This window comes from Pseudomonas huaxiensis, assembly GCF_003231275.1.
Classification (GTDB): domain Bacteria; phylum Pseudomonadota; class Gammaproteobacteria; order Pseudomonadales; family Pseudomonadaceae; genus Aquipseudomonas; species Aquipseudomonas huaxiensis.
Window position 1 is genome coordinate 24028 of record NZ_QKVL01000048.1, and the last position, 14183, is coordinate 38210.

The window sequence follows — 14183 nt, forward strand, 5'->3', positions numbered from 1 at the left end:
AAGCTCGCTCCTACAGGAGCGAGCTTGCTCGCGATGAGGCCCTCACGGGCGATAAACGATCAGGATCAACCCGGATCGCGGAAATCAGGATGGAAATTGGCCGGCACCGCCACGCTCACACTGTCCCGCGTCGCCAGGTCGATCCCTTCACTGGCTACTTCCGCCAGGAAATCGATCTGCTCCGGGGTGATCACATACGGTGGCAGGAAATACACCACGCTACCCAGCGGACGCAGCAGCGCGCCGCGGGTCAGGGCGTGTTCGAAGACTTTCAGGCCGCGGCGCTCCTGCCACGGATAGGCGGTCTTGCTGGCCTTGTCCTGAACCATCTCGATCGCCAGGGCCATACCGGTCTGGCGTACTTCGGCGACATGCGGGTGGTCCACCAGATGGGCGGTGGCGCTGGCCATGCGCTGGGAAAGCACCTTGTTGGCTTCGATCACGTTGTCCTGTTCGAAGATGTCCAGGGTCGCCAAGGCCGCAGCGCAGGCCAGCGGGTTGCCGGTGTAGCTGTGGGAATGCAGGAAGGCGCGCAGGGTCGAGTAGTCGTCGTAGAACGCGCCGTAGACATCGTCGGTGGTCAGGCACGCGGCCAGCGGCAGGTAGCCGCCGGTCAGGGCCTTGGACAGGCAGAGGAAGTCCGGACGGATGCCGGCCTGTTCGCAGGCGAACATCGTGCCGGTGCGGCCGAAGCCGACGGCGATTTCGTCGTGGATCAGGTGCACTTCGTAGCGATCACAGGCTTCGCGCAGCAGCTTGAGGTACACCGGGTGGTACATGCGCATGCCGCCGGCGCCCTGGATCAGCGGTTCGACGATCACCGCAGCGATACTGTCGTGGTGCTCGGCCAGGGTTTGCTCCATGGCGGCGAACATCGTGCGCGAGTGTTCTTCCCAGCTCACGCCCTCGGGGCGCAGGTAGCAGTCCGGGCTGGGCACCTTGAAGGTGTCGAGCAGCAGCGCCTTGTAGGTTTCGGTGAACAGCGGCACGTCGCCCACCGACATCGCGGCGATGGTTTCGCCGTGGTAGCTGTTGCTCAGGGTGACGAAGCGTTTCTTCTCCGGACGACCCTTGTTCAGCCAGTAGTGGAAGCTCATTTTCAGCGCCACTTCGATGCAGGACGAACCGTTATCGGCGTAGAAACACCGGGTCAGCCCTTCCGGAGTGAGCTTGACCAGGCGCTCGGACAGCTCGATCACCGGCTGGTGGCTGAAGCCGGCGAGGATCACGTGCTCCAGTTGGTCGACCTGGTCCTTGATGCGCTGGTTGATGCGCGGGTTGGCGTGGCCGAATACGTTGACCCACCAGGAACTGACCGCGTCCAGGTAGCGCTTGCCTTCGAAGTCTTCGAGCCACACCCCTTCGCCGCGCTTGATGGGGATCAGCGGCAGTTGCTCGTGGTCTTTCATCTGGGTGCAGGGGTGCCAGAGGACCTTGAGGTCACGCTGCATCCACTGTTGATTAAGGCCCATTGGCATTCTCCTGGCGGCACGGGTTGCGGACATCCGCGCAAGCCTATGCAAAGCGCCCCTTCACCACAACCCGTGGCGGCCAATCGGCCGGACCCTTGCTGGCGGGCATGGTCGGGGTGACGTATCCTGCACGGCATCTGCCCGGGGCGTTCTTCCCCACCTTTTTCTGCCTTTGATCCGGAGTTCGACACATGTCTGCTGGTTGGCTGCGCGGCTGCGCGCTGGTGTTTATTGGGCTGTTCAGCGCGGGGGCGATGGCGGCGGCGAAGACCCCTACGGCCATCGTGGTCGGCGGCGGATTGGCGGGCCTGACCGCGGCGTACGAGCTGCAGAACAAGGGCTGGCAGGTCACCTTGCTGGAAGCCAAATCCAGCATCGGCGGACGCTCGGGCCTGGCCACCAGCGAATGGATCGGCAACAGCAAGGTCCAGCCGGTGCTCAACCAGTACCTGGACAGCTTCAAGATCACCACCTTGCCCGCCCCGGAGTTCGTCCGGACCCCCGGCTATCTGATCGACGGCGAGTATTTCAGCGCCGCCGACCTGAGCACCAAGCAACCTGCCACCGCCGAGGCGCTCAAGCGCTACGAGAAGACCGTCGACGACCTCGCCGCCTCCATCAGCGATCCGGAAAACCCGGCGGCCAACAGCACGCTGTTCGCCCTCGATCAGATGAACGTCTCCACCTGGCTGGACAAGCTGCAACTGCCGGCCACCGCGCGCCAACTGGTCAACCAGCAGATCCGTACCCGCTATGACGAGCCGTCGCGCCTGTCGCTGCTCTACTTCGCGCAGCAGAACCGCGTCTATCGCGGCGTCAGCGACCGCGACCTGCGCGCCGCCCGCCTGCCAGGCGGCAGCCCGGTGCTGGCCCAGGCTTTCGTCAAACAGTTGAAAACCATCAAGACCAGTTCGCCGGTTACCGCCATCAGCCAGGACAAGGACGGCGTGACCGTCAAGGTCGGCGGTGTCGGCTACCAGGCCGATTACCTGGTGCTGGCCGTGCCGCTGCGCGCCCTGTCGAAGATCCAGATGACCCCGGGCCTGGACAACCAGCACCTGGCCGCACTGAAAGGCACCAACTACGGCTGGCGTGACCAGTTGCTGCTGAAGTTCAAGACCCCGGTCTGGGAAAGCCGCGCGCGCATGTCCGGCGAGATTTTCAGCAACACCGGCCTCGGCATGCTGTGGATCGAGCCGGCGCTGAAAGGCGGCGCCAATGTGGTGATCAACCTTTCGGGCGACAACGCCCGCCTGCTGCAGGCGTTTGGCGACAAGCAGATGGTCGATCAGGTGCTGATCCGTCTGCACGCGTTCTATCCACAGGCGCGTGGCGCATTCACCGGTTATGAAGTGCGCCGCTACAGCACCGACGTCGGTACTGGCGGTTCGTACCTGGCCTATGGTCCGGGGCAGATCAGCAAATACTGGCGCTTGTGGGAGCGTCCGGTGCAGCGCGTCACCTTTGCCGGCGAACACACCGACTCGCTGTACCCCGGCACTCTGGAAGGCGCCCTGCGCAGCGGCCAGCGTGCCGCTAGCCAGGTGCGCGATCTGGCGGCGGGCAAGTCGTTCGACCCGGTCAAATCGGTTGCCGCCACTGCCGCGGCGGGAACGGCCGCCGCAGCGGTCGCCGCGAAGAAAGATAGCGGCGGTTTCTTCTCGCGCATGTTCGGTGGCGGTGATGACAAGCCTGCCGCAGCCGCTGAAACCGCCAAGGCGGTCGAACCGGCAACCGCACCGGCTCCGGCAGCAGCACCGGCGCCTGCCGCGCCGGCAGCCGTTGCGCCCGTTGCCAAGGAAGAGCCGGCCAAGGCCGCACCGGTGAAAGCCGCGCCAGCCAAGGCCGCTCCGGCCGCCCACGCACCGGCGAAGAAGGCCGAGGCCAAGGCTGCGCCAGTGAAGAAACCCGCGCCAACGCCTGCGAAAAAGACCGAAGCCAAAAAGGAGCCGGCGAAGAAGCCGGCCTCCAATACCCAGGCCAAGGCAGGCTGACAAGCCTTTATCCGTGGGAGCGCCCGCTCCCTCGGCTCACATCAGCTACAGTCCTTCCCCTGGCGTTAATGTTTCCTTAACGCCCCTGTTGCAGACTAAGCATCGATTTTTCCGATAGTTCAAAGCGAAATTTTCCGCTTTCATTCGATAGATATCCGGTTAGTCTTGGTAGCAATTCTTACGGGGAACCAGGCAAATGCAGCTTCGCAATTCATCTTCTCGTTACGGTCTGATCAGCATCGTCCTGCACTGGGGCGTTGCCCTGGCGGTGTTCGGTCTGTTCGGTCTGGGCCTTTGGATGGTCGGGCTGGATTACTACAGCTCCTGGCGCCATACCGCGCCTGAACTGCACAAAGGCATCGGCCTGACCGTGCTGGCGCTCATGCTGCTGCGGGTGCTGTGGCGCTTTGTCAGTCCGCCGCCTCCTGCCCCGGCCACCCACGACGCTTTCACCCGTTTCGCCGCCAAAGCTGGCCACATGCTGCTCTACGTTGGTCTGTTCGGCGTGTTGATCGCCGGTTACCTGATCTCCACCGCCGATGGCGCGGGGATCCCGGTATTCGGCTTGTTCGAAGTTCCGGCACTCGTTTCCGGCCTGCCTGATCAGGCCGATATCGCCGGTTCGATCCACTTCTATCTGGCCTGGGGTCTGGTGATTTTCGCCGGCCTGCACGGGCTGGCTGCTCTAAAACACCACTTTATCGACCGTGACGCGACCCTGGTGCGCATGCTGGGCCGCAAGGCTTGATGTTCAACCTCCACTCCAAAGGAATAGAAAGTATGTTGAAGAAGACTTTTGCCGCTCTGGCGCTCGGTACCGCTCTGCTCTCGGCTGGTCAGGCCATGGCCGCCGATTACAAGATCGACAAGGAAGGCCAGCACGCATTCGTCGACTGGAAGATCAGCCACCTGGGCTACAGCTTCATCCACGGTACCTTCAAGGACTTCGACGGTACGTTCTCCTGGGATGCCGCCAAGCCTGAAGCCAGCAAGATCGCCGTCGACCTGAAAACCGCCAGCGTCTGGTCCAACCACGCTGAACGTGACAAGCACATCGCCAGCAAGGACTTCCTGGACGTCAGCAAATTCCCTGAAGCCAAGTTCGTCTCCACCGCAGTCAAATCGACCGGCGAGAAAACTGCTGATGTGACCGGCGACCTGACCCTGCACGGCGTGACCAAGCCCGTCACCTTCAAGGCCACCTTCGTTGGCGAAGGCAAAGATCCATGGGGCGGCGAGCGTGCAGGCTTCAACGCGACCACCACCCTGAACCTGAACGACTTCGGCATCAAAGGCCCAGGCCCGGCTTCCCAGACCCTGGACCTGGACATCTCCCTGGAAGGCGTGAAAAAGAAGTAATTTCTGCCTCGCCAACAAAAACGCCGCCCCTTGGGGCGGCGTTTTTTGTTTACGGCGTTGACTCAGCGATTGCGGGTCAGCAGCGCCGGTTTCTCACCACGAGGACGGCTCGGCAGTTGCTCGAGCTGTTCGATCGACGGGAAACGGTCGACCTTCGATTCCTTGTGCATGATCTTCGGCTGCTGTTGCGGCTGCTCTTCACGCGCGCTGCGTACGGCCGGTTCCTGGCGATCTTCGCGGGCCGGGCGACGGTTGCGGTTGTTGCTGCCTTCGCGACGTGGCTGGCCATCACGGGCACCGCCACCGGTGCGCGGACCACCGCCACGCTTCTCGCCGCCAGCCGCTTTGTCACCGCGTGGAGCGGCGCCATTGCGAGGTGCGTTGGCCCGTGGCTGGCCGCTACCTGCGGTGCCGGCGCCTGCGCTGGCGGGTGCGCCCGGACGACGGTTGCGGCCCTGGCCGCCTTTGCCCTGGTAAGGGCTGACGTAGTCGGCGCGGTTACCGAAGTTGTCGACGTCGTCATCCAGGAAGACTTCCGGATCACGGTTTCCCGAGTTGGCTGTCGATGGTGCGGCAGCCTTGGCAGTCTGAGGCTGGCGTGGCTTCTGATCGCGTGGCTTGCGCTCTTGGCGACCGGCAGCGGCTTTCTCGGCAGGCTTGTCACCGGCCGGTTTGTCCTTTTCCTTGCCTTTATCTTTGCCCTTGTCCTTGCGGCCCCCGGCATTGCTGCCGTCGGCGCGCTGACCACGGCGCTGGTTGTTTTGCGGGCGTGGCTCGCGGGTTTCCGGCTTCTCGGCCTCGACGGCGGAGAAATCGAAGCCCAGCAGGTCGCCATCCGGGATCCGCTGACGCGTGACGCGCTCGATACTCTTGAGCAGCTTCTCTTCATCGGGTGCGACCAGCGAGATTGCTTCGCCGGAGCGTCCGGCACGGCCAGTACGGCCGATACGGTGAACGTAATCTTCCTCGACGTTGGGCAGCTCGAAGTTGACCACGTGAGGCAACTGGTCGATGTCCAGGCCGCGGGCGGCGATGTCAGTCGCAACCAGGATCCGCACGGTGCCGGCCTTGAAGTCGGCCAGGGCCTTGGTGCGGGCGTTCTGGCTCTTGTTGCCGTGGATTGCGGCGGCGGTCAGGCCGTGCTTTTCCAGGTACTCGGCCAGGCGGTTGGCGCCGTGCTTGGTACGGGTGAACACCAGGACCTGTTCCCAGGCGCCAGCGGTGATCAGGTGAGCGAGCAGGGCGCGCTTGTGGCTGGACGGCAGGCGGTAGACGCGCTGTTCGATACGCTCGACGGTGGTGTTCGGCGGCGTGACCTCGATGCGCTCGGGGTTGTGCAGCAGCTTGTCGGCGAGGTCGGTGATGTCTTTGGAGAAGGTCGCCGAGAACAGCAGGTTCTGGCGCTTGGCCGGCAGGCGGGCAAGGACCTTCTTCACATCGTGGATGAAGCCCATGTCGAGCATGCGGTCGGCTTCGTCCAGCACCAGCGTTTCGACGTGGCTGAGGTCGACGCTGCCTTGGCCGGCGAGGTCGAGCAGGCGACCCGGGCAGGCCACCAGCACGTCAACACCGCGGGACATGGCCTGGACCTGGGGGTTCATGCCAACGCCGCCGAAGATGCAGGCGCTGACGAATTTCAGGTCACGGGCGTAGGTCTTGAAGCTGTCGTGGACCTGGGCGGCCAGTTCGCGGGTCGGGGTCAGGACCAGTACGCGCGGCTGGCGCGGGCCATGACGCTGGGACTTGTCCGGGTGACCACCGGGAAACAGACGCTCGAGGATCGGCAAGGCGAAACCGCCGGTTTTACCAGTACCTGTCTGCGCCGCGACCATCAGGTCGCGACCTTGCAACGCGGCGGGAATGGCCCGCTGTTGCACCGGAGTAGGCTGGGTGTAGCCCGCAGCCTCAATAGCGCGGACTAGAGCCTCGGAGAGACCGAGGGAAGCAAAGGACATGAGAAATCCTGTTCTAGTGGGGGCTAGGCCCTATGGGATGATCTTGCCTGGCGCGACGGGCATCGAGGGATGCTGTCGCGTCCGGTCCTGCAGGGTCTTCAATGCGCATCCGGGAGCGGTGGGCGGGCCTCTGGGCCTCGCTGTCTTCCGGTCGGGATGCCTTTTGCTAGGCCGAGCGTCCGGGCGTAAGCCTGGCGGGAAGGCCGGAGTATAACAGAGCAATCAGGGTGTGCTGCGTTCCTGCTGCTCAACGGTTTTTGTAATGCCCGGCGTGACATCGCCGTAGCGCGCATGCAGCTCGGCGTAGGCCGGCTCCTGCTTGAAGCGCCGCAGCTCGGCAGCGAAGCGCTGGGCGAGCAGGTCCATGCCGGCGTTGCGGCGTACCGCGAGGTACTGGCGCTGGCGGTCGATGACCAGCGGCAGCTCGCTGATCTGCTGCTCCAGGCCCAGTTGGGCAAGCATATAGCGCCCTACGCGGCGGTCGGTGATCACCAGGTCGATGCGTCCGCGTTGCAGCTTGCCGAAGTTGGCTTCCTGGGTCGGTGCGGCTTCGCGGCGAAACAGCGGCGACTCCAGAAACGCCTTGCCGTAGTCATAGCCGGCGGAGGTGCCGACGGTGAGGTCGCGCAGGTCGTCGAGGCTGTTGACTGCATGGGGGCGGTCGTTGGCCTGGAACAGCACGAATTCGACTTCCGACAGCGGTTCGTTGGGGTAGAACAGTTGGCTGCTGCGTTGCGCGTTCTGGAAAATATCCAGTACGCCGTCGGCCAGACCCTGGTCGACCATCAGCATGCAGCGCCGCCACGGCATGAATTGCCAGTCCACCTCGACACCCAGGCGCTTGAAGACTTCAGCGGTGACTTCGTAGTCGATGCCCTTGGGCTGGCCGTTTTCTTCATAGACGTAGGGCGCCCACGGATCCGTGACGATACGCAGCCGCTCGGCATGGGCCAGCAGGCTCATGCAGCTCAGTAGCAGGGCGGTCAGCAGGCGGGCGAGATAGGGCATGGTGGCTATATACGGGATGCACCGCGCGAAAGCGAGTGCAGAAAGCCTGGAGTGGCGATGGCGCCGGAATTTACGGACACCATCGCCGGATCGATCAACGCGGCAGCTTGAGGTTGTTCCAGATCGCCAGGCTCGGTTCGGCCTGGTTCAACGTGTAGAAGTGCAGGCCCGGTGCGCCGCCTTGCAGCAGTTGTTCGCACATGCGGCTGATGACTTCTTCACCGAACGCCTGGATGCTCTTGGCGTCGTCGCCGTAGGCTTCCAGTTGCTTGCGGATCCAGCGCGGCAGCTCGGCGCCGCAGGCGTCGGAGAACCGGGCCAGCTTGCTGTAGTTGGTGATCGGCATGATCCCTGGTACGACCGGGATCTTCACGCCCAGTTTTTCCACGCGCTCGACGAAGTAAAAGTAGCTGTCGGCGTTGAAGAAGTACTGGGTGATGGCGCTGTCGGCGCCGGCGTTGGCTTTGCGCACGAAGTTGATCAGATCGTCTTCGAAGTTGCGTGCCTGCGGATGCATCTCCGGGTAAGCGGCCACTTCGATGTGGAAATGATCACCGCTTTCCTGGCGGATGAACTCGACCAGGTCGTTGGCGTAGCGCAGTTCACCGCTGGCCATGCCCATGCCCGAAGGCAGGTCGCCGCGCAGGGCGACGATGCGCTTGATGCCGGCGTCCTTGTACTGGACGAGCAGGTTGCGCAGCTCTTCCTTGCTGTCACCGACACAGGACAAGTGCGGTGCGGCCGGGACCTTCACTTCGTTTTCCAGTTGCAGCACGGTGTTCAGGGTGCGGTCGCGGGTCGATCCGCCAGCCCCGTAGGTGCAGGAAAAGAAGTCCGGGTTGTAGCCGGCCAAGGTGCGAGCGGTGGCGAGCAGTTTTTCATGTCCAGCGTCGGTCTTGGTCGGGAAGAACTCGAAGCTGTAACGGCGTTCCTGAGTCATTTGAATTTCCTTCAGCCGCAGGCCTCAAGCGACAAGCTGCAAGAGCAAGCAAGAGCGGCACAAGACCGCCATTGCTTGAAACTTGCAGCTCGCAGCTTGTAGCTGCTGTTAGTAGCGGTAGGCGTGTGGCTTGAATGGACCTTCAACGGACACGCCGATGTACTCGGCCTGTTTCGGGGTCAGTTGGGTGATCACGCCGCCGAAGCCGCGAACCATTTCCAGGGCCACTTCCTCGTCGAGTTTCTTCGGCAGGACTTCAACAGTCAGGCGCTCGGCTTTCTGCGCGGCGTTCAGGTCAGCGAACTTCTGGTCGAACAGGAAGATCTGTGCCAGGACCTGGTTGGCGAAAGAGCCGTCCATGATCCGGCTCGGGTGGCCGGTGGCGTTGCCCAGGTTCACCAGACGGCCTTCGGCCAGCAGGATCAGGTAGTCATCGTTCTGCGGATCGAAGTCGCCATTGCCGGTACGGTGGATCTTGTGGACCTGCGGCTTGACCTCTTCCCATGCCCAGTTCTTGCGCATGAAAGCGGTGTCGATTTCGTTGTCGAAGTGACCGATGTTGCAGACAACGGCGCGCTTCTTCAGGGCTTTGAGCATGTTGGCGTCGCAGACGTTGACGTTACCGGTGGTGGTGACGATCAAGTCGATCTTGCCCAGCAGGGCCGCGTCGATGCTGGCTTCGGTGCCGTCGTTGATGCCGTCGATGAAAGGCGAAACCAGTTCGAAGCCGTCCATGCAGGCTTGCATGGCGCAGATCGGGTCGACTTCGGTGACTTTGACGATCATGCCTTCCTGACGCAGCGACTGGGCCGAGCCCTTGCCCACGTCACCGTAGCCGATCACCAGGGCTTGCTTGCCCGACAGCAGGTGGTCGGTGCCGCGCTTGATGGCATCGTTCAGGCTGTGACGGCAGCCGTACTTGTTGTCGTTCTTGCTCTTGGTGACCGAGTCGTTGACGTTGATTGCCGGGATTTTCAGCTCGCCCTTGGCCAGCATGTCCAGCAGGCGGTGTACGCCGGTGGTGGTTTCTTCGGTGACGCCGTGGATCTTGTCCAGCATCGCCGGGTATTTCTTGTGCAGGATTTCGGTCAGGTCGCCGCCGTCGTCGAGGATCATGTTGGCGTCCCATGGCTGACCGTCCTTGAGGATGGTCTGCTCGATGCACCACTCGTATTCCTGCTCGGTTTCACCTTTCCAGGCGAACACAGGGATGCCGGCGGCGGCGATGGCAGCAGCGGCCTGGTCCTGGGTGGAGAAGATGTTGCAGGACGACCAGCGCACTTCGGCACCCAGGGCAACCAGGGTTTCGATCAGCACGGCGGTCTGGATGGTCATGTGGATGCAGCCGAGGATTTTCGCGCCCTTGAGTGGCTGCTCTTCCTGGTACTTGCGACGCAGGCCCATCAGTGCAGGCATTTCCGACTCGGCGATGATGGTTTCGCGACGGCCCCAGGCGGCCAGGGAGATGTCGGCGACCTTGAAATCGTTAAAACCTGCAGGCGTGTTTACAGCGCTCATGAAGAGCCTCCATTCGTAGTGTGCGAATGGGCGCCGTTGTGCGTTAAGGGTCCGCGATGAAGCGTGCGGACAACGCCCCGACCGAGCCTGACAGGGTCAACCTGCTGCAGCGCCCCTCGGTCGGGTGGCGGGAGCGATGGTCGCGGGGGACCATCGCCGAAAAACGCGGGGATTATAGCCGGGCTTTCGCGCGCGCCCAAGGGCCAAAGCGTCGCGTGCGACCGACGACTGGCGGATGGTCGAATACCGGCGATGGTTTGCGTCCAAAGAATGGGGCTACCATGTAGTGGCAGGGCCTCGGTGGCCCTGCTTCACATGCCAGGCCGGTAGGAGCACGCATGAATTTTCACACCCGCAAATGGGTTAAACCCGAAGACCTCAACCCCAATGGCACCTTGTTCGGTGGCAGCTTGCTGCGCTGGATCGACGAAGAGGCGGCGATCTACGCGATCGTCCAGCTGGGCAACCAGCGCGTGGTGACCAAGTACATCTCCGAAATCAACTTCGTCAGCGCCTCGCGCTAGGGTGACATCATCGAACTGGGCATCACCGCCACCGAGTTCGGCCGTACCTCGATCACCCTCAAGTGCGAAGTCCGCAACAAGATCACCCGCAAGGCGGTGCTTACCGTCGAGCGCATGGTGTTCGTCAACCTGGGCGATGACGGCTTGCCGGCAGCGCATGGACGGACCGAGATCAAGTACATCGAGGACCAGTTCCCGGACAGCGCCGTCGAATAAGCCCCAAAGCGGTAAGTGGTAAGCGGCAAGCCACAAGCTAAAGCAAGAGCAGACCGCAGCGCTGCTCTTGCTTTAGCTTTTTCTTGCAGCTTGAAGCTTAAAACTTGCAGCTCAAGAAGCTTGTTCGCTGACGCCCCGCACCACCCGCCCGACCGTCAACCCCTGCACCAGGATCGACGACAGCACCACGATGTAGGTGATCGACAGCAGCAGGTCACGCTCATCGCCCATTGGCAGCGACAGTGCCAGGGCCACCGACACCCCGCCTCGCAAGCCACCCCAGGTCAGTACCCGCACGGTGCCTTTCGGCACGCTGCGCCAGCGCCGCAGCAGGACGATGGCCGGGGCCACGGTCAGCAGCCGTGACAGCAGCACCGCCACCGCCAGCACGCCGCCGGCCGCCAGGTGCATCCAGTTGAACGGCAGCAGCAACAGCTCCAGGCCGATCAGGGCGAACAGCAGGGCGTTGAGCATGTCGTCGATCAGTTCCCAGAAGCCGTCCATGTAGCGCCGGGTCATGTCGTTCATGGCCAGGTTACGGCCCATGTTGCCGATGATCAGACCGGCCACCACCATGGCGATCGGCGCCGAGACGTGCAGCTCGTAGCACATCGCCGAGCCGCCGATGACCAGCGCGAGGGTCAGCATCACCTCGACCTGGTACTGCTCGATGCTCTTGATCATGCGGTAGGTGAAGTAGCCGATGATGCCGCCGAAGACCACGCCGCCAATCGCTTCACGAACGAACAGCATCGCGGTTTCCGAGACGCTCGGGGTTTCGCCGAGCTGGACGATGCCCAGCAACACGGTGAAGACCACGACCGCGGTACCGTCGTTGAACAGCGATTCACCGACGATGGTGGTTTTCAGCGGTTTCGAGGCATTGGCGGTACGCAGCGCGCCGAGCACGGCAATCGGGTCGGTGGGCGAGATCAGGGCGCCGAACAGCAGGCAGTAGATCAGGCTGACGTTCCAGCCGAACAGCGCGAACACCCAGTGCGCGAGAAAGCCGATCACCGTTGTGGCGATCAGTACGCCGAGGGTGGCCAGCAGGCCGATCGGCCAGCGGTAGCTGCGCAGGTCGGCCAGGTTGACGTGCAGCGCGCCTGCGAACAGCAGGAACGACAGCATCCAGTGCATCAACAAGTCGTTGAAGTCGATCTGGTTCATCAGGCCTTCGACGCGTTCTTCCAGGCCCGGATAACCGATCAGGCTCAGGGCCTGGAGCATCAGGGAGAACAGCAGGGCGGTGACCATGACGCCAATGGCGGGCGGCAGGCCGATAAAGCGGTAATTCACGTAAGTGAGGAGGGTAGTGAGACAGATAAACGCGGCAACTAACTCAAGCATCCTAGGTCCTGTATTGGCTTCCAAGTCGGTGCCCGAACGAGGCGGGCAAAGACTTTGATGGCCTTTTGACCGTTTCGGGACACAGTTTTTTTCAATGTCGCCATTGACAGCGCGCTGGCTGTTTTGTTGCCGCTGGTTGAAACTTCGCCGTCCGCTTTACGGACCCTGTCCGCAGATGGCGAAGGAATCGAGACGTGGTAGCGACTTCTCTGGTGCTGGTCGCGGCACTGCTGCATGCAACCTGGAATACCCTGATCAAATTCAGCGGCGAGCGCCTTCTGGTGATCGCCAGCATGGATACCGTGGCCCTGCTGTTCGCGCTGGTGATGGTCGGTTTCGTCCAGTTGCCGCCGGCGGATATCTGGCCGTGGCTGCTCGCATCGGCGGGCTTCGAGCTGGTCTACCGGATGCTGCTGATCAAGGCGTATCGGGTGGGCGACCTTGGCCTGGTCTATCCGCTGATGCGCGGCCTGTCGCCGCTGGTGGTGCTGGCGTTGACGCTGGTGTTCGCCGGCGAAGACCTCAGCAGCCAGCAGATCATCGGCATCCTGCTGATCCCGTGCGGCATGGCCTGCCTGCTCTGGCGCGGGGGCGGCGGCGATCGCCTGCCGTGGTCGATGCTGCCGGTGGTGGCGTTGATCGGCCTGTGCATCGGTTGCTATACCTGGCTCGACGGTCAGGCGATCCGGCGGTGGTCGCAGCCGCTGGATTATCTGGTGTGGCTGACGCTGGCCTGTTCCCTGCCATTTCCGCTGCTGGCAACCGTGTCGCGGCGCGCGCCGTTCGCGCTGTTCTGGCGCACTCAGTGGAAGCTTGGCCTGGCGGTGGGTGTCTGCGTATTGCTCAGCTACGCTCTGGTGCTCTGGGCGATGCACCTGGGATCGGTGGCCGAAGCGGCGGCGCTGCGTGAGGTAAGCGTGATCCTGGTGGTGCTGCTGGGCATGCGCTACCTCAAAGAACCTTTCGGCGGGCCCAGGCTCTTAGCTTGTGCGCTGGTGTTGATCGGCATGCTGGTGATGAAATTCTGAGCCGGCGCGAACCTCGATTCTGACAAGGACTGAACCATGACTGTCGCCTTCTGGTGTGTATTGATCGCCCTGTGCCTGCCGTACCTGTGTACGAGCGTCGCGAAGTTCGGCAGCGGGCGTTTCAACCTGCGCCACAACCATGACCCCCGGGCTTTCCTCGACAAACTCGAAGGCTGGCCGCGCCGGGCGCACGCGGCGCAGATGAACAGCTTCGAGATTTTGCCGGCGTTCATCGCGGCTGTGCTGATCGCCGATGTGGTCGGCAATGCCGAACAGGTCACCCAGGACGTGCTGGCGGTGCTGTTCATCACCAGTCGCCTGCTTTTCATCATCTGCTATCTGGCGGACTGGGCGGCGCTGCGGTCGGTGGTGTGGTTTGTCGGGGTTGGCTTGATCATCAGTTTCTTTGTGGTTTCAGCCTGATCTTCGGGGGCCTCATCGCCGGCAAGCCGGCTCCCACTGGGCCGGTGTATGCCGACCCTGTGGGAGCTGGCTTGCCAGCGATGAGCATGGGTATCTACACATCTTTCGGTCATGTGGTGACTGAAAGGCGCTTGTCAAAAGACCGAGTAATGGCCACCAGGCGCATGCCGGAAGTTTTCTAGTGCTCTCAAGATCGAGCGCCGCCCGCGCGGCGCATCGCGACGGTTCGGCGCTCCGACGAGCTCGCTCCTACATTTTTTGCAACGCGCCTATGTCTGTCAGGCCATGGTTGACCGCCTTGTTTGTACGACGCGATATCGAGTCAACTTCAACAGCCTCCCCGCAATTCGTCGCCAAACGCCAAGGGCGGGCAACACCTATCTGTCAGGCCATGGC

11 protein-coding genes, 1 pseudogene and 1 riboswitch are annotated in these 14183 nt (G+C 62.8%); of the genes and pseudogenes, 6 read left to right on the forward strand and 6 right to left on the reverse strand.

All coding sequences use genetic code 11. From position 1 onward, the window contains the following. Positions 1 to 65: 65 nt before the first annotated feature. Positions 66 to 1472 (reverse strand): adenosylmethionine--8-amino-7-oxononanoate transaminase, encoded by a 1407-nt coding sequence (locus tag DM374_RS28500; protein WP_110972899.1) that lies wholly within the window; start codon positions 1470 to 1472, stop codon positions 66 to 68. 191 nt (positions 1473 to 1663) lie between these two features. On the opposite strand from DM374_RS28500, the gene DM374_RS28505 reads away from it, so the two are divergent. From DM374_RS28505 to DM374_RS28515, 3 genes are all read left to right on the forward strand, one after another. Further along, positions 1664 to 3466 carry a flavin monoamine oxidase family protein gene (locus DM374_RS28505; RefSeq protein ID WP_110972900.1) on the forward strand — a complete coding sequence of 601 codons (1803 nt, stop codon included), beginning with the start codon at positions 1664 to 1666 and terminating at the stop codon, positions 3464 to 3466. A 196-nt stretch (positions 3467 to 3662) separates the two neighbouring features. Further along, the gene (locus DM374_RS28510) at positions 3663 to 4214 is read left to right on the forward strand and encodes a cytochrome b (RefSeq protein ID WP_110972901.1); all 552 of its coding nucleotides are present in this window, start codon (positions 3663 to 3665) and stop codon (positions 4212 to 4214) included. A 32-nt stretch (positions 4215 to 4246) separates the two neighbouring features. After that, positions 4247 to 4825 (forward strand): YceI family protein, encoded by a 579-nt coding sequence (locus DM374_RS28515; protein ID WP_110972902.1) that lies wholly within the window; start codon positions 4247 to 4249, stop codon positions 4823 to 4825. A 62-nt stretch (positions 4826 to 4887) separates the two neighbouring features. On the opposite strand, the gene DM374_RS28520 is transcribed toward DM374_RS28515, so the two are convergent. From DM374_RS28520 to ahcY, 4 genes are all read right to left on the reverse strand, one after another. After that, positions 4888 to 6780, reverse strand: a complete 1893-nt coding sequence (locus DM374_RS28520; RefSeq protein ID WP_110972903.1) for a DEAD/DEAH box helicase — start codon at positions 6778 to 6780, stop codon at positions 4888 to 4890. Between the two features lie 222 nt (positions 6781 to 7002). Then, entirely contained in the window at positions 7003 to 7788 is a 786-nt protein-coding gene (locus tag DM374_RS28525) for a substrate-binding periplasmic protein (protein ID WP_110972904.1), read from the reverse strand. Between the two features lie 94 nt (positions 7789 to 7882). Next, positions 7883 to 8728, reverse strand: a complete 846-nt coding sequence (gene metF, locus DM374_RS28530; RefSeq protein WP_110972905.1) for a methylenetetrahydrofolate reductase [NAD(P)H] — start codon at positions 8726 to 8728, stop codon at positions 7883 to 7885. Positions 8729 to 8836: 108 nt separating this feature from the next. Then, positions 8837 to 10246, reverse strand: a complete 1410-nt coding sequence (gene ahcY, locus DM374_RS28535; RefSeq protein WP_095155873.1) for an adenosylhomocysteinase — start codon at positions 10244 to 10246, stop codon at positions 8837 to 8839. 21 nt (positions 10247 to 10267) lie between these two features. After that, positions 10268 to 10370: riboswitch (S-adenosyl-L-homocysteine riboswitch) on the reverse strand. A gap of 214 nt (positions 10371 to 10584) precedes the next feature. On the opposite strand from ahcY, the pseudogene DM374_RS28540 reads away from it, so the two are divergent. Next, positions 10585 to 10986, forward strand: a pseudogene (locus tag DM374_RS28540) (acyl-CoA thioesterase). A gap of 111 nt (positions 10987 to 11097) precedes the next feature. Here DM374_RS28540 and DM374_RS28545 read toward each other — a convergent pair. Then, a complete protein-coding gene (locus DM374_RS28545) occupies positions 11098 to 12336 on the reverse strand; it encodes a cation:proton antiporter (protein WP_110972906.1) in 1239 nt (412 codons plus the stop codon). Positions 12337 to 12530: 194 nt separating this feature from the next. Between DM374_RS28545 and DM374_RS28550 the strand changes: the two genes are divergently transcribed. Together DM374_RS28550 and DM374_RS28555 are read left to right on the forward strand one after the other, a co-directional pair. Next, complete coding sequence (locus DM374_RS28550; RefSeq protein ID WP_110972907.1) at positions 12531 to 13364, forward strand: DMT family transporter; 834 nt, start codon at positions 12531 to 12533, stop codon at positions 13362 to 13364. Between the two features lie 36 nt (positions 13365 to 13400). Then, the gene (locus tag DM374_RS28555) at positions 13401 to 13787 is read left to right on the forward strand and encodes an MAPEG family protein (protein WP_110972908.1); all 387 of its coding nucleotides are present in this window, start codon (positions 13401 to 13403) and stop codon (positions 13785 to 13787) included. Positions 13788 to 14183 lie beyond the last annotated feature (396 nt).

What these genes read in the sequence shown, in the direction of transcription:
- DM374_RS28500 (WP_110972899.1), bottom strand. Translation starts at nt 1,472, where the DNA reads ATGGGCCTTAATCAACAGTGGATGCAGCGTGACCTCAAGGTCCTCTGG.
- DM374_RS28505 (WP_110972900.1), top strand. Translation starts at nt 1,664, where the DNA reads ATGTCTGCTGGTTGGCTGCGCGGCTGCGCGCTGGTGTTTATTGGGCTG.
- DM374_RS28510 (WP_110972901.1), top strand. Translation starts at nt 3,663, where the DNA reads ATGCAGCTTCGCAATTCATCTTCTCGTTACGGTCTGATCAGCATCGTC.
- DM374_RS28515 (WP_110972902.1), top strand. Translation starts at nt 4,247, where the DNA reads ATGTTGAAGAAGACTTTTGCCGCTCTGGCGCTCGGTACCGCTCTGCTC.
- DM374_RS28520 (WP_110972903.1), bottom strand. Translation starts at nt 6,780, where the DNA reads ATGTCCTTTGCTTCCCTCGGTCTCTCCGAGGCTCTAGTCCGCGCTATT.
- DM374_RS28525 (WP_110972904.1), bottom strand. Translation starts at nt 7,788, where the DNA reads ATGCCCTATCTCGCCCGCCTGCTGACCGCCCTGCTACTGAGCTGCATG.
- metF (WP_110972905.1), bottom strand. Translation starts at nt 8,728, where the DNA reads ATGACTCAGGAACGCCGTTACAGCTTCGAGTTCTTCCCGACCAAGACC.
- ahcY (WP_095155873.1), bottom strand. Translation starts at nt 10,246, where the DNA reads ATGAGCGCTGTAAACACGCCTGCAGGTTTTAACGATTTCAAGGTCGCC.
- DM374_RS28545 (WP_110972906.1), bottom strand. Translation starts at nt 12,336, where the DNA reads ATGCTTGAGTTAGTTGCCGCGTTTATCTGTCTCACTACCCTCCTCACT.
- DM374_RS28555 (WP_110972908.1), top strand. Translation starts at nt 13,401, where the DNA reads ATGACTGTCGCCTTCTGGTGTGTATTGATCGCCCTGTGCCTGCCGTAC.